Raw genomic sequence first — 16,842 nt, forward strand, 5'->3', positions numbered from 1 at the left:
CGTGGCGAACGAACCCGCCGCTGTCGCCGAGGGCCTGGTCAAGCGTTTTGGCGAGACCCTCGCGCTCGACGATGTCGGCATTGCCATTCCGCCAGGGAAGATCACCGGGCTCGTCGGCCCCGACGGCGCCGGCAAGACCACGCTGATCCGCATCCTTGCCGGCCTGATGGCGCCGAGCGAAGGTACGGTCCGGGTGCTCGGCAAGGCACCCGGTGAAGCACTCGACGATCTTGGCTATATGCCACAGCGCTTCGGTCTCTACGAAGATCTGAGCGTCCGCGAGAATCTGACGCTCTATGCCGAGGTGCGCGGGCTCGATCGGGCCGAGCGGGACGAGGCGTTCGACCGGCTGCTCGATTTCACTGACCTCAAGCGCTTCCAGGATCGGCTCGCAGGCAAGCTGTCCGGAGGCATGAAGCAGAAGCTCGGGCTCGCCTGCGCGCTGGTCAAGACGCCTAAACTGTTGCTGCTCGACGAGCCCGGCGTTGGCGTCGATCCGATCTCCCGGCGCGAGCTATGGGCGATGGTCGGGGAACTCACCGGCGAGGGGATCGGCGTGCTGTGGTCGACCGCCTATCTCGACGAGGCCGAGAAGTGCGACCATGTCTATCTGCTCAATGAGGGGCGGCTTCTGTTCGATGGGCCGCCGCGCGAATTGACTGACCGTGTTGCCCACCGGGTGGTGCGCGTGACGGGCTTTACCGAACGCCGCCGCCAATTCCTGACCAAAGCGCTCGATCATGACGCAGTGATCGACGGCACGATCCAGGGGCGCGCGGTCCGCTTGCTGCTCAAGGCCGGGGCCGAGCTTCCCGATTTCGGCGACGCGCAGATCGAAAAGGCCGTACCGCGGTTCGAGGATGGCTTTATCGACATATTGGGCGGCGGACCGAGCGGCGCCAATCCGCTTGCCGAACGCTATCGCACCATCCCGGAGATTGATGCCAGTGCGATCGAAGCCAGAGGACTGACCAAGCGGTTCGGCGACTTCACCGCGGCAAGCGACATGCAGTTCGCGATTCCGCGCGGTGAGATTTTCGGGCTGCTCGGCCCGAACGGCGCGGGCAAATCGACCACGTTCAAGATGTTGTGCGGCCTGCTCACGCCGACCGCGGGAACCGGCACCGTCGCGGGGCATGATCTGCGCCATTCGGCCACCGATGCGCGCGCATCGCTTGGCTATATGGCGCAGAAATTCTCGCTCTATGGCGATTTGTCGGTGCGGCAGAATCTCGATTTCTTCGCCGGCGCCTATGATCTCGATCGTAGCGCTGCGGCGCGGGCGATCGACGCCATGGCCGACGTCTTCCAGCTCGGGTCGCGCATGGACGTCAATGCCGGCACGTTGCCGCTTGGGTTCAAGCAACGCCTCGCGCTTGCCGCGGCCCTGATGCATGAGCCGCCGGTCCTGTTCCTCGACGAGCCGACCTCCGGCGTCGACCCGGTGTCGCGGCGCGAATTCTGGTCGCTGATCAACGGTCTGGTCGAAAAGGGCGTGACCGTACTGGTCACCACGCATTTCATGGATGAGGCCGAATATTGCGACCGAGTCACGTTGATCTACCGTGCCGAACAGATCGCGACCGGGACGCCTGACGAGCTCAAGGCAAAGGCGGCCGCGCTGGCGGGACTCGATGATCCGACGATGGAGGATGCCTTTATTGCGCTGATCGAGGATTTTGACCGCGTCCGCGCGACGGATGCGGAGGCAGCATGACCCGCATCGATCCCCGCCGTCTCGCCGCGTTGATCACCAAGGAGGGCAAGCAGATCGTGCGCGACCCCTCGACCTTCCTCATCGCCTTTGTACTGCCGCTGATCCTGCTGTTCCTGTTTGGCTATGCCGTGTCGCTCGACACGTCGCGCACGCGGATCGCGGTCGTGCTGCAGGATTCGAGTGCGCCGGCGCTGGATCTCGCTCAGTCCTATGCGCACTCGCCCTATTTCGACGTCACCTTCGCCCGCGCCGTGGCGGCGGCAAAGCTGATGATCATCGACGGCCGCGTCCGCGGGATCATCGTCATCCCGGCCGATTTCGGCATTGGGGTGAAGCGCGGCAACGCGCCGCCGATTCAGGTGATCACTGACGGATCGCAGCCCAACACCGCCAATTTCGTCGCGGCCTATGCGGAGGGCGTGCGCCTGGCCTGGATGAGCGGTGATGCCGGTACGGCGTCCGGCGTGACCCTGTCGCCGCGCTACTGGTACAATCCCGGCCTCCGGAGCCGATACTTCCTGGTGCCCGGGTCGATCGCTATCGTGATGACGATGATCGGCACCTTGCTCACCGCGCTGGTCGTCGCGCGCGAATGGGAACGCGGGACGATGGAAGCGATGATGGCCACGCCCATCAGCATGGCTGAATTCATCGCCAGCAAGGTCATACCCTATTTCCTGCTCGCGCTGGTTTCGATGGCGCTGTGCACACTCATCGCGGTGTTCATGTTCGGCGTGCCGTTTCGCGGCAGCATCTTTGCGTTGCTGGCGATCGCGAGTGCGTTCCTGATGCCGGCGCTTGGTCTTGGCCTGTTCATTTCCGCTGCCACCAAGAACCAGTTCGTCGCCAGCCAGATCGCCTTGCTTTCGGCGTTCCTGCCGACATTTCTGCTGTCGGGCTTTATCTTCGAGATCAGTTCGATGCCCTGGCCGATCCAGGCGATCACCTATGTCGTGCCGGCGCGCTACCTGATCCCATCGCTGCAAACCGTGTTCCTGGCGGGCGACCTGTGGGGCCTGATCCTGCCCAACATTGCGATCATGCTGGCGTTCGGGCTGGGGTTCTTCCTGCTCGCGTTCCGCGCCACCCGCCGGAGTCTCGACTGATGCGGCGGCTGCGTGCGATGATCGTGAAGGAAATGTGGGCGCTGCTGCGCGACCCCAAATCGCGCCTGATCCTGGTGGTGCCGCCGTTTCTCCAGCTGTTCATCTTTACCTTTGCGACGACGCTCGATGTCCGCAATGTCGACATCGCCGTGATCAACCGCTCGGCCGGCGTCCACTCCACCGAACTTGTCTCGCGCATCGCCGGCAGTCCGCGATTCCGGCACATCATCCCCCTGACCTCGCCCGAACAGCTGGCCGCGGCGATCGACAATCAGCGAGTGATCGCGGCACTGGTCATCGACCAGGATTTCGACCGCGCGATCGATGTCGGCCGGCCCGCGACACTGGGTGTCGTGCTCGACGGTCGCCGCTCCAATGCCGCGCAGATCGTGGCCGGCTATCTCGGCCAGATCGCCGCCGGCGTCGGTGGCGATCTGCAGCTTCGCGCGCCGAGGGAGGGGAGCGCGGTGACCAACTGGTTCAACCCCTCGCTCGACTATATCTGGTTCACCTTGCCCTCGCTCATCGCGATCGTCGTGTCGGTGTCCGGCCTTGGAGTCACATCGCAGTCGGTCGCGCGCGAGCGCGAGCTTGGTACTTTCGACCAGTTGATGGTCTCGCCCTTACGCGTTCACGAGATTCTGATCGGCAAGATGGTGCCGCCATTTCTGGTCGGGACGTTCAATGCGACGATCTATCTGATTCTGGCGCCTTTGGTGTTCGGCGTGCCGTTCCTCGGCTCGTTGCTGCTCTTCTATCTCTCGCTCTCAATCTATCAGCTCGCGCTGATCGGTGTGGGCATGCTGGTATCGTCGGCGTCACGGACGCAGCAACAGGCGTTCCTCGGCTCGTTCCTCGCGACGGTGCCGCTGATCTTGCTGTCGGGCTATGCCAGCCCGATCGATAATATGCCGGGCTGGATGCAGGTCATCACCTACGCCAACCCGACGCGCTATTTCCTCGATATCGTCCAGGGCGTGTTCCTGAAGGCGATGCCGGCGGAGGCCGTCTTCCAACAGCTCTGGCCGCTTGCGATCATCGCCTGTGTGACGCTCGCTGCGTCGGCCTGGCTGTTTCGTGCGCGAATGGAGTGAAAATGATGCGCCGCCCTGCCTATTGTCTTGCTTATGGTCTTGCGGTCGCCGGCCTTGCCGGTTGCACCGTCGGGCCCGATTATCACCCGCCGAAAACGGCGGTCGCCGACGCCTGGGTCGAGGCCGGGACACCGGGGCCGGTGGATTCAGTCTGGTGGCAGAGCTTCGGCGACGCCGAGCTCACCCGATTGGTCGAACAGGCGCTGGCGTCGAGCCCCGATCTCGCCGAAGCGCGGGCACGACTGGCCGAAGCGCGGGCCAATCGCGACGCGACGACCGGGGGCCGGCTGCCAACGGTCGAAGCCAAGGGATCGGCCACCAAGAATGTGCTGAGCAAGAATGGGCAGATCCCGGTCGGGCAGATTCCGGGCTTCACGCGTGACTTTTCGCTGTTCGATCTGGGGTTCGATGCCAGCTGGGAACTCGACTTCTGGGGACGGCGGACGCGCCAGGTCGAGGGGGCGACCGCCCGGGTCGACGCCGCCGATGCCGCGCAACAGGATATCATGCTGACCCTGATCGCTGAAGTCGCGCGGTCCTATTTCGACCTGCGCGCGGCGCAGGCGGAGACCGCGACCGCGCTGGCCATGGCGGATGCCGACGCAGAGACGGCAAAGCTGACCCGGCTCCGGCTTGCAGCGGGAGAAGCATCGCGGATCGACGCGGACCGGGCCGGAGCGCAGGCGAAGACGAGCGCCGGTGCGGTTCCCGGCGCACGGTCGCGCGCGGCCGCCGCAGCCTATCGTATTGCCACGCTGCTGGGCCGGCCGCCCGAAGCGGTCGTGCCGGCGCTGACCGTTCCGGCAGCGCTGCCCGCGACACCCGATGCGATCCTGGTCGGGGTACGCTCCGACCTGCTCGTGCGACGTCCCGATGTCCGCCGTGCCGAACGCGAGTTTGCGGCGGCCACCGCGGACATCGGCGCGGCGACCGCCGACCTGTTCCCCCGCTTCAGCCTGTTCGGCAGCATTGGCCAGCAGGGGCGGACGGTTGGCGACCTGTTTTCGGGCGGCTCGACCCGTCTTCAGGTCGGCCCGAGCTTTTCCTGGCCGGTCTTTTCCGGCGGCACGATCCGTGCCCAGATTCGCGGCGCCGACGCTCGTGCCCAAGGTGCCGCCGCGCGTTACGACAAGGCAGTGATCGGTGCGCTGTCGGACAGCGAGAGCGCGATCAACGGCTTCCTGAACGCGCGTGCCGCGTTCGCCGACGCGGAAGCCGCATTGCTGAACGAGAAGAGCGCCTTCGCGCTTGGACGGCAGCGCGCCGATCGCGGCGAGGATGACCGTCTGGCACTCCTGCGCGCGCAGGCTGCGCTTATCACGGCACAAACCCGTTTTGATGCGGCCGGCGCGGCAAAGGGGCAGGCCGCGATCGCATTGTTCAAATCGCTCGGTGGCGGCTGGCGCGAGGTTGGCGATGGTTCCTCAGTTCATCCCGGTCTTTCCCGGCGCTCAATAGGCCTTGGTCATCAACCGGGCACCGTGAACCGCGCGCCCGCCGAAAGGGTCCGGCCTTGAAAGCTATACCGCCTTTAAAGGGCGGGGCTCACCCCTTCCCAATCCATCGGCGTCAGATGAACGAGGCGATTTCCTCGAGACTCTTCTTCCTGGTCGCATGGAGGGGAATGGTTGCGTCATCCGCCGGATAACCCACGACCAGCAGCAGATAGGGTTTCTCCGTGGCGGGGCGATCGCAGAGTGTGTTCAGAAAATCCATTGGCTTTGGCGTATGCGTGAGCATGGCCAGCCCGGCCTGATGAAGCGACGCGATGAGGAAACCCATGGCGATCCCGCATGATTCCGGCAGGTAGTAATTCTTGCGTTGCTCTGCTGTGGAAACGCCGCCGCGCCGTTGTCCGAACACGGCAATGATCCAGGGCGCGATATCCAGATAGGGTTTGTTCTCGTCAGTCCCCAACGGTTTCAGCGCGTCGAGCCACTCTTCCCCGGCCTTGCCCGCGTAAAAGGCGCGCTCCTCCTTCTCGGCGTTTGAGCGCAGGATGGATTTCGCCTCGGCGCTGCCGATAGCGCAGAAGTGCCAGGGCTGATGATTGGCGCCGCTCGGTGCGCTGCCTGCGGTCATGATGGCGCGTTCGATGATCGCACGATCGACGGGGCGATTGGAGAAGTTTCGAACCGTATGGCGGCGGATGAGATCATTATGGAAGGAGTCGATCCGTGCCTGCATCTCAGCCGGCGGATATTCCCGATAGTCCATCAGGGGAACGGATTCATGCTGTTTCATGTCTCGGCTCTCTTATTGCAATTACAATAATATTATTGCATTTGCAATATTATGGAGAAGACTGCAAGGAGCTATTCGCCGCTTGACCGTAAGTTTGCGGACGGGGATGGATGGCGATTGGCCGAGGCCTGAGAATGGCGGGGACGCACAGACATATGAAAGATCAGGGTGCCACCCGGACACGCCGGAAACGGATCTACGCTCTCGCTGCGGGGTCGGATGCGCTCGACCTTGCCGATCATCTTCCCTTCGGAATCGCCGTTCTTGCCAATCTGTTGCGGGTCGATCGCGATCCATATGTCCGCCAGCTGACATCGCTTGGTGCACGCGAACTGCGCGTCCTGCTCAATATCGGAAGTTATATGCCGGTCGCCGCCGCCGACATTGCCTATCAGGCACGGCTGGACACGCACACCGTCAGCCGCGCCGTAAAAACATTGCTGGCGCAGGGGCTTATCGAGATTCAGCAACATGATCTCGATCGCCGGCTGACGCTGTTGACGCTGAATGAGACCGGGCAGGCACTTTACCGTGAGGTGGCCCGCATCCTCGACATCCGGGCGAAAAAGCTCGTGGACGTGCTGGATCCTTCCGAAGCCATCGCAATGGCCGGCATGCTGGAGCGGCTGGAAGATCGCGCGGAGCAATTGCTGGCCGAGGCTGCGCTCGACCTTGAACGCTCGGGCATGGCGTTGAGCGCAGACCAGCGCGAACTTGTGCGCTGGTACAAAAAGGGCAGCGCCGCCGACGGCCCCTGACGCTTATTCCGCGACAAGGTCGTTGCATCGGGCACGCGGCAAGGGCTCGCCGGCGATGATTGGTCGAGGCTTTGCCACCGGCTCCCAGTGATGTCACAGTGCAGAAACTTGGGCGACGATGTGCAGTGGCATCCGCCTAGCGATTTGTGGGAGAGTGGATGCATCCCGTCGAGACATTCGAACTCGTCCTCGCGCTCCTCGCCGGCGTCGTCGCGCTACATTGGGCGGCGCAGCGCATCGGCCTTCCGCCGGCAACCGCGTTGCTTGTCGGCGGTGGCGGGCTCGCCTTTGTGCCGGGGCTGCCCCCGGTCGCGCTCGATCCCGAACTCGCACTGGTGCTGTTCCTCCCGCCATTGCTGATGGATGGCGCCTATTACACCGCGTTCGGCCGCTTTCGACGGCACCTTCCGGGCATCCTGTCGCTCGCGGTCGGCGCCGTCGTGTTTACCACGCTGGCGGTCGGCCTTGTGGTCCACTGGCTGGTCCCGGGCCTGCCATGGGCTGCCTGCTTCGCTCTCGGCGCCATCGTGTCGCCGCCTGATGCCGTGTCGGCCCGCGCCGTGCTCAAGGGCGTGACGCTTCCCCGGCGATTGTCGGCCTTGCTCGAAGGAGAGAGCCTGCTCAACGACGCCACCGGGTTGGTGCTGTTTGGCTTCGCTGTCGCCGCGACGCTGAGCGGCGTGTTCCATACCGGCGCCGCGGTCTCGAGCTTCCTCTACCTCGCCTTTGGCGGGATTGTCGTCGGCGTGGTCGTGTCGGCGATCTGGATGTTCGTCGTCCGGCGCCTGAGCAACCAGACGCTGATCATCATGGCCAACACGCTGATCTGCTGGGTCGCCTATATCGCCGGCGAGCGGGTCCATGTCTCCGGAGTGATCGCGACGGTGGTCGCCGGGCTGGTGCTTGGCTGGTATCAGCATATCATCTTCCCGGCCCAGGTCCGGCTCCGTGGCAGTGCCTTCTGGCAGACTTTGGTATTCGTGCTGGAGGCGCTGGTCTTCATCCTGATCGGTTTCTCGCTGCGCGGCGTGCTCGACCGCGTCGGCGGAATTGAAGCTGTCTCGGCGACGATGGCGATTCCTATCCTCGGGGTGGTGCTGACGGTCGTCGTCGCGCGCTTCGTCTGGGTCCTGGGCAGCGACGGCCTGCTCAGCGCACTTCACGCCATAGGGTTGAAGCGCGCACGTCCACTCGGGATGCGGCAGGCGACAGTGTTGAGCTGGGCCGGCATGCGCGGCGTCGTGACGCTGGCGGTGGCGCTGACCTTGCCGGAATCGATGCCGGGCAGGGACCTGATGCTCGTCATCGCCTTCGCGGTGATCTTCGCCACGGTCGTGGTGCAAGGGGCAAGCCTTGGCTGGCTGATCAGGCAGGTCAAGCCGATCGACCAGGATCCGCCGGCAAAGATGAGCATGGCCCAGTCGGAGGCGGCGATCGCCAGCGCTAGAAACGATGCGGTCGAGGCGCATGCCTATGCACCGGACGGCACGCTGATCCATCCGCAATTGCTCGAACAATCGCGCAAGCGGCTGGACGTCATCCAGCGTTATGCGGCGGACGCGGGTAGTTTCATGGAGGGCGCCCGAACGCATTTCGACCTCGTACTGATCGCCCTTGCGGCAGGCCGCGCGGAGCTGATTCGCATTCACCGCGCGGGGATGATCGAGGATGAAGTCCTGCACGAACTGGAACGCGATCTGGACGTCGAGGAACTGGGCATTATCCTGCAGCGCGGCGACTAGGGTCCGGAGCGGCGAACACTGGCGAGAGTCATGGCGATGGCGGACCATTGCAGAAGCGGCGTGATCAGCCTCGACGAGGCCAGGGCGCGCATTCCGACACCCGAGGGCGAGCGGTCCGTCCTCGTGCTTCGCCGTGGGACACTCGACGTCAGACTGTCGCTACCGGTACCGCCCAATCTTCAGATGCCCCATGAGCAGGATGAACTCTATGCCGTGATCCGGGGGCATGGCGTGCTTGTCCATGACAGCGCGTGAACACCCTTTACCGCCGGCGACCTGCTGTTCGTGGCCGCCGGCGTCGAGCATCATTATGACGATTTCAGCGATGATCTCGCGCTCTGGCGCATCTTCTACGGCGCGCTCGGCGGAGAGGCGGGAATTCAGCCGGGATAGCGGTGAAAGCGCGATGTCAGGCGGGCGCCACATGCCGGTCCCGTCGCCGAGCGCAAAAACCAAGATTGTATGGATGGCGCGTGCCGGGCATGGGGCCGGGCATGATCCGCTATCTCGTTCCGCTTCTCATCCTGTTCCCCGGCCCGGCCGCGGCTCAGGCCATCCAACCCGGCAATTGGGACCTGAAGTCGACAGCGGTGGAGCTCGTCATTCCCGGCACGTCCGGTTTTCTGCTGCGCATGATGAGGGGCAAGTCGAAGACCGAGCACAAATGCGTCGCGCCGGACCAGGCGCGGGCAGGGATTGCCGCGCTGCTCGTCCCCGATCCGAAGGCGAAGTGCCGGGTCGAAAGCTCGATCGTGGCCGATGGCAAGATCGCCCAGGCAATGGTGTGTCCGCAAAAGGAAGGCGGCACATTCCGCGCCGTTCGATTGGGCAGCTATAATGCGGCGGGCTTTACGGCGCGCATGACGATGGCGGGGCAGACGCCCAAAGGCGCGTCGCGCATCGTCCTCGATCAGACGGCAGTGCGCACGGGGGCCGCTTGCCGCAAATAGCGGCGTGCGAGGGTGAGCGGGTGGAGCTTATCCTCGCATCCTGAACATTATGGCGAAGGGGCCCTAGAAACGCTTCGTTACGCTGAAGCCGATGATCCGTGGGTCCAGGGTGAAGACATTGGTGCTCAAGCCGGTGTCGTCGCTGTTGGTGAAGGCGTCGGTGATCGGCGTGTCGTTGAACAGGTTCTTGATGTAGAATTGCAGCGCCAGGTCGGATTTCGGGCGCTCGATGGTGAGCGCGATATTGGCATTGTCCCAGGCGCGCAGCCGGTCATAGTCGGTGTTGTAGACCCGCGCATAGCTACTCGACTGACGGTAGTAATCGCCGCGCAGCGTCGCCTGCCACTCACCGAAGAACAACGTGTATTGCGCGCCGATATTGAAGGTCAAATGCGGCGAGTTGGGCAATTCCTTGCCCTCCAGATCGGCATAGAAGCCACGGCCGCCGTTCGGCGCGTCAGTCAGCGGATTATACGGAGCCGTGTTGAAGATGTCGTTCCAGTGCAGGTTGGACGGGACTTCTGGTGAAAAGGTGCCATAGCGTGCCGACCCGCCGCACACGGCAGACAGAATCTGCGCCCGAAAGGCGGCGTCCTGGCCCGTGGTCTTATTCACTATCTCCTCGACCAAGGCCTTTGGCGCGATGCAGTTGGACGGCACCTGTACCCAGGGCCGCACCACGATCCAATCGGGATTGCCCTGTGTGCGGTTCATCACGTCGATCGATTTTGCGCCCTTGCCGATCCGGGTCTGGAGATAGCCGAGATTGGCGTCGAGCCGGAAGCTGCGCGACGGGCGCCAGGCGGTTTCGAATTCCAGGCCCCAGCTTTGCGCGTCGAAATTCTCGTTGAATGAGATTCGGTCGACGATCTGCGAAATCTGATAATCCTTATAGTCATAATAAAAGGCGGTCGCGTTGAGAGTCAGCTTGCCGTCCGCGAAGCTGTTCTTGGTGCCGATTTCGAAAGCATTGACATATTCGGGTTTGAACGTGGTGGGTAAAGGCTGGAGTTGCACAACGGCGGTATCGATATCGACGCGAGGCGGATTGCTGCCGCCGCCTTTATAGCCGCGCGCGAACGATGCGTAGAGCAGCGTGTCGTCGGTAAAGGAGAGGCGCGGTTTCCAATCGACGACCAGCCGGCCAGTGAACTTGCCCCAGCGCTGATTGATATCAGGTGCCCGAGGATACCCCTCGTTCACCCGGCCGCCTGATGCCACGCCATTGCCAAGCAGCAATTGTGAAGGGACAGGCGTCGCCGTTTTGGTGTCGCGTGTATAGCGTGCGCCGGTGGTGATTTTCAGAGTGTCAGTGACGTTCCAATACAGCTCACCAAACCCGGCCCAGGATTTGGTCCGGACGAGGTTGCGGCTGAGAAAATAATTATGCCCCCGATCGTTGAGGTGGGCGATATCGTTCTCATCGACATAGATACACTCGCCACGAGGATCGTTCGGGACGCACGGCATCGTGCCGATCTCGTTGTTGGCGGTGTCGAAGCGGTTGTAAAAATACCTGGCGAGCAGGGTGAAGGTGTTGTTGAAGACGTAATAATCATCCTGCGATTTGAAATCGAGATAGTTGACGCCAAGGTTGAAGTTGACCGGACGGTCGAATGAGGATTGCAGCCTGAACTCCTGCGTCCATTGGCGATTGTTCGAACGGCTGAGATCGACCGCCAAAAGCCTGTTCGATGGCCCGAGTTGCGGATCATAGAAGATTCCGCCGGGTGTCGGACCCTTGATCATCTGATCACCAAGCGAACCAAGCAATCCGGGCGCATCGGAGGCATTGAAGATTGGGTTGGACGCGAACCGGTTATAGTCCTGCGACGCATAGTATCGGTCACGTGCATAGGCAGTCTGCGACACCAGCTTCAGTCCGTCCTGAATCCGGAGCTCCAGGTTAAGCTGGAAAATGTCGTTCTTCGCCCGGAAGACCGGATCGTAGCTGGTCGAGATCTCGCGCAGATTGCGCGACTGAGACAGGCCCTTGTACGGATCCACGCCGAGATCGATGACGTTCACGGGCAGGACCGAACCGTCGGGCGGAAAAACTGTGCCCAGCCCGAGGTTCGACGCGGGAAAATAGATATTGGGCAAGTGCGTGTTGTTGGGCATGCCGAATGCCGCGTCGCCATAGAGCGAGGCGGATTTGCAGCCCTGGCTGAAGCGGCCGCTGAGTTCGGGCGGGATCACCGCGGAGCCGATCTGCGTCGGCCCTGGATCGCGCGTGCAAAGCTGCTTGCCGGTCCGCGAACGGTCGTCATCCTCCTCGAAATGCTGCCAGATGACATTGGCTTTGAAATTGTCGCTTGGTTCCCATTGCACCGAGGCCCGGGTCGACCACAGGTCGCGGCCGTTGACGCGGGTCTTGTTGAAGCTGTTGTAATCATAGCCGTCGCGCTTGGTCAGCGCGCCGGCAATGCGCACCGCGAGAGTATCGCCCAGGGGTATGTTCAGCATCCCGCTCAGCCGGCGCGATTTGTAATTGCCGACCTCGCCCTTCATTTCGCCCCGGAATTCATGACCGGGCAGCGCCGGGATCAGGTTGACCACGCCGCCGGTCGCGTTGCGGCCATAGAGGGTGCCCTGTGGCCCGCGCAGCACCTCGACGCGCTCCATGTCGAAGAATTCCTGCTCGAACAGCCGGTTGCGGATCAGCGGCGTGTTGTTGAAACTGACGGCGACGGCCGGGTCGGTGCTGGCCGAGACCGCCTTGGTGCCGATGCCGCGGATGGAGAAATTATAGCCACTGAAATTACCTTTCGAAAAGGTCACATTGGGCACGGCGCGCAGCAATTCCGAACCGCCTTCGATCTTGTGATCGTCAAGCGATTTCCGGGAAAAGGCCGAAATCGCGATCGGCACGTCCTGGATCTTCTCTTCTTTTTTCTGCGCGGTCACGATGATGTCGGGGCCGGGATCGTCGCGCACCGGCTCGCTTGCATCGCTGGCGATGGTGCCGGCGGTTACGACATAGGTTTGCGGGCCGTTCTGGCGAAAGGACAGGCCGGTACCGGCGAGCAGCCGTGTCAGGCCCTGTTCGATCGTCAGCGTGCCCTTGACCGCATTGGTACGCTTGCCGCGCGCATCGCGCTCGGAGACCAGCAACTGGATATCGGCCTGGCGCGCGAAGGTGGCGATGCCGGTGCCGGCGGGCAAAACGGGTACGTCGAACGTGGCGGTCTGCGCGAGTGCCGGCGTCGCCGCCACCACACAGATTACCGCGGTGGATTCCATCAGGCGCCGTCCCGTGGCGCCAAAGATGCCGCTCATCATCCTCTCCCCCAAATTGTCGTTCTGCCGGCGCATGCTTGCTTTGCCGACCGTCATGTTTGACCTGAGCTAGACGCTCGGCCGGATATTTTCCGTACGCGGCGCCTTTCGCGGCATCTTTGCGCACGGAAAAACCGTCACCGATCGTCTAGGATGTCGAACCCCACCAAAGTGCGGGGACGGAGGGATATGCAGCGAGGCGAGGGGCGGCAGCGGCTGGTACGGTGGGTGGCACGAGAGATCATGCCGCACGAGCCGCTGGTGCGTGCCTGGCTTGCCCGGTCGATGGTCTCTCGCGAGGATAGTGATGATCTTGTTCAGGACGCCTATTGCCGGATCGCCGAGCTGGATGAGTTCGAGCATATCGACCGGCCGGCCGCATTCTTCTTCAGCGTGGTGCGCAACCTGTTCCTTACCCAGTTGCGGCGCGCGCGCGTGGTGAGGATCGAAAGCGCCGCCGAGATCGAGATGCTGGCCGGCGCCGACGAATTGCCATCGCCCGAACGGATCGCCGGCGATCGCCGCGAATATGCACGGGTGCGGGAGTCGATCGACCAATTGCCGGAGCGGTGCCGCCGGATCTTCGAGCTGCGCAAGATCGAAGGCGTGTCGCAGCGAGAGATCGCGCAGCGCCTGGGCATTGCTGAGACGATCGTCGAGAATGAAGGCGCGCGAGGCTTGCGGCTGGTGATGGAGGCGATGCGAGCGCGGGGCGGCGGGATCGCGGATCATTATGAGCAGATCCGCGCCAGCAAGGTGAAGCGGCGATGACGCGCGAAACCGCAAGCGAACGGGAAGCGGCGGCGGCGCGCTGGGCGATGCGGCTCGATGCCGGCGGCACCGTGGCGATGGAGGCCGAACTGGCCGAATGGCTGGCCGGCGACGATCGCCGCAAGGGGGCGCTGCTTCAGGCCGAGGCCGCACTGGCGTTGATCGGTGATGCCCTGAACCATGAGCATGACGAAGAGATGGGGGCGGTTTCGCCGGCCGCGACCATCTTCACGCGGCGCCGATTGATTGGGGCGGCGGTCGCCACGCTTGCCGCATCGGTCGCGGGCGGCGTGCTGCTCTATCGGCCGGGCGAGACCTATCGCACAGCGTTGGGGGAAGTGCGGCGCGTGCCGCTGGCCGATGGGTCGATCGCGGTGGTCAACACGCAAAGTACGGTCGATGTGACGATTGGCGACCAGGTTCGGACCATCCGCCTGGAACAAGGCGAGGCCTGGTTCCAGGTGGCGCATGACAAGGCGCGGCCCTTTACCGTCGAGACCGGCCCGGTGCGCGTCCGTGCGGTCGGTACGGCCTTTTCGGTGCGGCGCTTTGGCAATGGCTCGGAAGTGCTGGTGAACGAAGGCGTTGTCGAAGCATGGCTTGCCGGGGCCGAGCGCCGGCTGGTCCGGTTAACCGCCGGGCAGCGTGCGTTTCTGGCGGATCGTGGCGGCACGCCGATTGCGGTCGAGGGTGCGGAAGCCGAGCGCGGGCTGGCCTGGCGCGCCGGCAAGATCGACCTGGCCGGTGAGCCGCTTTCCTATGCGGTGGCGGAGTTCAATCGCTATAACGACCGCAAGCTGGTCATCGCCGATTCCGCGCTGGCCGGCGAACGTTTCTATGGTGTGTTTCGCGTCGACGATCCCGAAGGCTTTGCCGTCACCGTCCATGACAGTCTGAAAGCCCCGGTGACATTGTCGGACAAGGCGGAAATCCGGATCGGTGCTTCCGCTTCGTAACAGGCCCCGATCACGCTGCGCGTTCGCGCCGCGGCGGCGCCTTCAGGAGTGGAAAGGGCTCAAACGCTGAACCAGATGACCACAGCGCCGGCAATGATTAATATGCCGGCAAACACGGTGCCTGGAAGGCGGCGTCCGCCCACTCGGTCAAACCAGCGATTTCCATAGCCGAACGGTTCATGGGACATCCGCAGAGCCTAGCGTGAACCAGTAATTCTCACAAAGCCAACTTCATAACCCACAAGCGAGGGGCCGCCCTCCGACGAGGACGGCCCCATCCTATCAGAAGCGCAGCTTGACCGACGCGCGGTAGCTCTGGTTGGCCACGTCGCTGCGGCTGAGCGTCGTGTCGGCGCCAATCGAGAATTCCGCCTTGTCGCTGCCAAAGGCGATGCCGCCGCCGATTTCGGCCCAGTCATTGTCCTCGCCCGTCATCGCGAACAATGCGTTGGGGCCGACGCCGCCGACGAAGTTCGCGCCGAACGCCGCCGGCTGATCGGCGAAGTCATGGACATAATAGGCCGAGAGATAAGGGCGGAACGTGCCCTTGCCGCTGGCGGTCAGGCCGGCACGGGCCTGCAGGCTGTCGAGATTTTCCCGATCATAGACCAATGCCGGGCCGCCCCCGGTTTCCGCCACCCGGTCGAATCCGATGCGGCTGGCGCGGATCGAGACCCGCGGGCCGACCTTGAGCTGGCCGAGGTCGAAATTCTTGCCCAGGCCGATTTCGGCCGACAGGGCCAGCGACTGGTCGCTCGCTTCGAGCCGGTAGGTCGTGGCGAGGATCGCCGCGGTCCGCTCGGTGCGGGTGGCGAACAGGCCGGCGCTGGCCACGCCGTCAAGCACGATACCGCTCGCGCTTTCGATCTTGCCGTAGATCGTGCCCTGATAAAGCGAGCCGCGCGCTGTTTGCCCGGCGATCGTCGTGTCGCCATCGACCTTGGTATAGGAGAAGGCGAAGCCGGCAATGGCGTGGTCGCTGACTTCGGTTTCCAGACCGGCGGCGAGGTAATAGCCGTCGAACTGATTGCGTCCGCCAAGCGGCACCGCGGTCGGCATCGGGGCGCTGTCGCCGTCGAGATAGCCGCCGGCGATGAAGCCGCTGACCGTGTCGGGCAGCTTGCCTTCCTGCAGGACGGTGTCGCCCGCATCGCTGCGTACTTCGGGCTGGCCAAGCATGCCGTTCATGTTGAGCGCGGCCAGTTTCATCGGCTGGCCGACCAGCGCCAGCGTGCCGCCCAGCGCGCCGGGCTGCAGCGAGTTGAGGCGATCACGGTAGAAGCGCGCCATATTATCGACCGCCACGGTGCCGATCGAATAGTTGAGCGCCTCGGCACGCGGCGCGAAACCCTCCAGCGTCGCGCGGATCGTGCTGGCATTCTGCAGGTCGAGCGGGCTGTAGAGATTGACGAAGGTCTGGCCGGTTCCCGCACGGTTCTGGTCGAGCAGCTGGGCATAGGCGCGCTGGATCGGCGAGGTGGCGAGGTCGGCATATTTGCCGACATCGATCGAGACCAGCACCGCAGTGGGCGTGTAGGTAATACGCGGCGCGCCGAGGATCGCGCTGAGCGGGCTGGTATTGGGGGAGAAACGGTTCAGGTCGGCGAAACCGCCCTCCGCGGTCAGGATCGTGTAGACGTCGGTCGAGCGGATGACCGAGTTTGGCATGACCGCGAAGCCGAGCTGGCCACCGAGGCTGGCGGTGCCGTTGGTCGGCGTGGTGCCGTTGAACGTCGTCGCGACGACCGCGATCTTGTCCGACACGCCGTTCGACCCGAGGTCGATGAAATAACGCGTCCCCGATGCCAGGATGAGGTTGCCACCGAAGGTCAGCGTCCCCGTCGTCCCGGTCGTACCCGGTGCGATCATACCGGTCGCGCTGGTGAAGTACGGCGCGTTGAAACGGCCCGAGCCGGTGATCCCGCCGCTGAGCAGGAAATAATCGCCGACCGAGGTGATCAGGCCGTTATTGGTGACCAGGCCGTCGAGCTGATTGATGTTGATCAGGCTCTTCAGCGACCCGCCCGAGCCAACGGTCAGCTTGGAAGCGGCGCTGGTCATGGTGAAGCGGTCGATCGTCACCGCGCTGTCCAGTGTAGTCGTGCCGGCAGCCGACAAAGTCACGTCGAAATAGCGCGCATTGGTCTGCGTCGCGGCGTTGGGATCGATATTGTTGGGCACGAAATTGCTCGCGCCGGGCAAGCCGTTGGCCAGAGTCGCGGCCG

13 protein-coding genes are annotated in these 16,842 nt (G+C 63.7%); 10 read left to right on the forward strand and 3 right to left on the reverse strand.

Going from position 1 to position 16,842, the window contains the following annotated elements; translation table 11 throughout:
• The first annotated feature begins 1 nt into the window (after window position 1).
• Genes ACRECS_RS05870 through ACRECS_RS05885 form a run of 4 tightly spaced genes read left to right on the forward strand, consistent with a single transcriptional unit; the run spans window position 2 to window position 5,434 of the window.
• Complete coding sequence (locus ACRECS_RS05870) at window positions 2–1,717, forward strand: ATP-binding cassette domain-containing protein (RefSeq protein WP_431582019.1); 1,716 nt, start codon at window positions 2–4, stop codon at window positions 1,715–1,717.
• Window positions 1,714–2,823 carry an ABC transporter permease gene (locus ACRECS_RS05875; protein WP_431582020.1) on the forward strand — a complete coding sequence of 370 codons (1,110 nt, stop codon included), beginning with the start codon at window positions 1,714–1,716 and terminating at the stop codon, window positions 2,821–2,823. Before ACRECS_RS05870 ends, ACRECS_RS05875 begins: the two co-directional genes overlap by 4 nt.
• Window positions 2,823–3,917 carry an ABC transporter permease gene (locus ACRECS_RS05880; RefSeq protein ID WP_431582021.1) on the forward strand — a complete coding sequence of 365 codons (1,095 nt, stop codon included), beginning with the start codon at window positions 2,823–2,825 and terminating at the stop codon, window positions 3,915–3,917. Before ACRECS_RS05875 ends, ACRECS_RS05880 begins: the two co-directional genes overlap by 1 nt.
• Before the next feature lie 2 nt (window positions 3,918–3,919).
• Window positions 3,920–5,434, forward strand: coding sequence for an efflux transporter outer membrane subunit (locus ACRECS_RS05885; protein WP_431582022.1), 1,515 nt, complete (start codon window positions 3,920–3,922; stop codon window positions 5,432–5,434).
• A gap of 52 nt (window positions 5,435–5,486) precedes the next feature.
• Here the strand turns inward: ACRECS_RS05885 and ACRECS_RS05890 are convergent, their stop codons facing one another.
• A complete protein-coding gene (locus ACRECS_RS05890) occupies window positions 5,487–6,161 on the reverse strand; it encodes a nitroreductase family protein (RefSeq protein ID WP_431582023.1) in 675 nt (224 codons plus the stop codon).
• Between the two features lie 155 nt (window positions 6,162–6,316).
• Between ACRECS_RS05890 and ACRECS_RS05895 the strand changes: the two genes are divergently transcribed.
• The 4 genes from ACRECS_RS05895 to ACRECS_RS05910 all read left to right on the forward strand — a co-directional run bounded on the left by ACRECS_RS05895 (window position 6,317) and on the right by ACRECS_RS05910 (window position 9,611).
• Window positions 6,317–6,919 carry a MarR family winged helix-turn-helix transcriptional regulator gene (locus ACRECS_RS05895; RefSeq protein WP_431582024.1) on the forward strand — a complete coding sequence of 201 codons (603 nt, stop codon included), beginning with the start codon at window positions 6,317–6,319 and terminating at the stop codon, window positions 6,917–6,919.
• A gap of 158 nt (window positions 6,920–7,077) precedes the next feature.
• Complete coding sequence (locus ACRECS_RS05900; RefSeq protein WP_431582025.1) at window positions 7,078–8,661, forward strand: Na+/H+ antiporter; 1,584 nt, start codon at window positions 7,078–7,080, stop codon at window positions 8,659–8,661.
• A 30-nt stretch (window positions 8,662–8,691) separates the two neighbouring features.
• Entirely contained in the window at window positions 8,692–8,916 is a 225-nt protein-coding gene (locus ACRECS_RS05905) for a hypothetical protein (RefSeq protein WP_431582026.1), read from the forward strand.
• Window positions 8,917–9,155: 239 nt separating this feature from the next.
• A complete protein-coding gene (locus tag ACRECS_RS05910; RefSeq protein WP_431582027.1) occupies window positions 9,156–9,611 on the forward strand; it encodes a DUF3617 domain-containing protein in 456 nt (151 codons plus the stop codon).
• A 63-nt stretch (window positions 9,612–9,674) separates the two neighbouring features.
• On the opposite strand, the gene ACRECS_RS05915 is transcribed toward ACRECS_RS05910, so the two are convergent.
• Window positions 9,675–12,890 (reverse strand): TonB-dependent receptor domain-containing protein, encoded by a 3,216-nt coding sequence (locus ACRECS_RS05915; protein WP_431582028.1) that lies wholly within the window; start codon window positions 12,888–12,890, stop codon window positions 9,675–9,677.
• A 189-nt stretch (window positions 12,891–13,079) separates the two neighbouring features.
• Between ACRECS_RS05915 and ACRECS_RS05920 the strand changes: the two genes are divergently transcribed.
• Window positions 13,080–13,661, forward strand: coding sequence for an RNA polymerase sigma factor (locus ACRECS_RS05920; RefSeq protein ID WP_431582029.1), 582 nt, complete (start codon window positions 13,080–13,082; stop codon window positions 13,659–13,661).
• Entirely contained in the window at window positions 13,658–14,617 is a 960-nt protein-coding gene (locus ACRECS_RS05925; protein ID WP_431582030.1) for a FecR family protein, read from the forward strand. Before ACRECS_RS05920 ends, ACRECS_RS05925 begins: the two co-directional genes overlap by 4 nt.
• A gap of 282 nt (window positions 14,618–14,899) precedes the next feature.
• Here ACRECS_RS05925 and ACRECS_RS05930 read toward each other — a convergent pair.
• Window positions 14,900–16,842 (reverse strand): autotransporter outer membrane beta-barrel domain-containing protein (locus ACRECS_RS05930; RefSeq protein WP_431582031.1); only part of this gene is annotated, 1,943 nt, incomplete at its 5' end.

The organism is Sphingomonas sp. (assembly GCF_050725575.1).
In the GTDB taxonomy this organism is placed as follows: Bacteria; Pseudomonadota; Alphaproteobacteria; order Sphingomonadales; family Sphingomonadaceae; genus Sphingomonas.

Coding starts and splice junctions, on each gene's coding strand:
- ACRECS_RS05875 (WP_431582020.1), top strand. CDS start 1,714: ATGACCCGCATCGATCCCCGCCGTCTCGCCGCGTTGATCACCAAGGAG.
- ACRECS_RS05880 (WP_431582021.1), top strand. CDS start 2,823: ATGCGGCGGCTGCGTGCGATGATCGTGAAGGAAATGTGGGCGCTGCTG.
- ACRECS_RS05885 (WP_431582022.1), top strand. CDS start 3,920: ATGATGCGCCGCCCTGCCTATTGTCTTGCTTATGGTCTTGCGGTCGCC.
- ACRECS_RS05890 (WP_431582023.1), bottom strand. CDS start 6,161: ATGAAACAGCATGAATCCGTTCCCCTGATGGACTATCGGGAATATCCG.
- ACRECS_RS05895 (WP_431582024.1), top strand. CDS start 6,317: ATGAAAGATCAGGGTGCCACCCGGACACGCCGGAAACGGATCTACGCT.
- ACRECS_RS05900 (WP_431582025.1), top strand. CDS start 7,078: ATGCATCCCGTCGAGACATTCGAACTCGTCCTCGCGCTCCTCGCCGGC.
- ACRECS_RS05905 (WP_431582026.1), top strand. CDS start 8,692: ATGGCGATGGCGGACCATTGCAGAAGCGGCGTGATCAGCCTCGACGAG.
- ACRECS_RS05910 (WP_431582027.1), top strand. CDS start 9,156: ATGATCCGCTATCTCGTTCCGCTTCTCATCCTGTTCCCCGGCCCGGCC.
- ACRECS_RS05915 (WP_431582028.1), bottom strand. CDS start 12,890: ATGAGCGGCATCTTTGGCGCCACGGGACGGCGCCTGATGGAATCCACC.
- ACRECS_RS05920 (WP_431582029.1), top strand. CDS start 13,080: ATGCAGCGAGGCGAGGGGCGGCAGCGGCTGGTACGGTGGGTGGCACGA.
- ACRECS_RS05925 (WP_431582030.1), top strand. CDS start 13,658: ATGACGCGCGAAACCGCAAGCGAACGGGAAGCGGCGGCGGCGCGCTGG.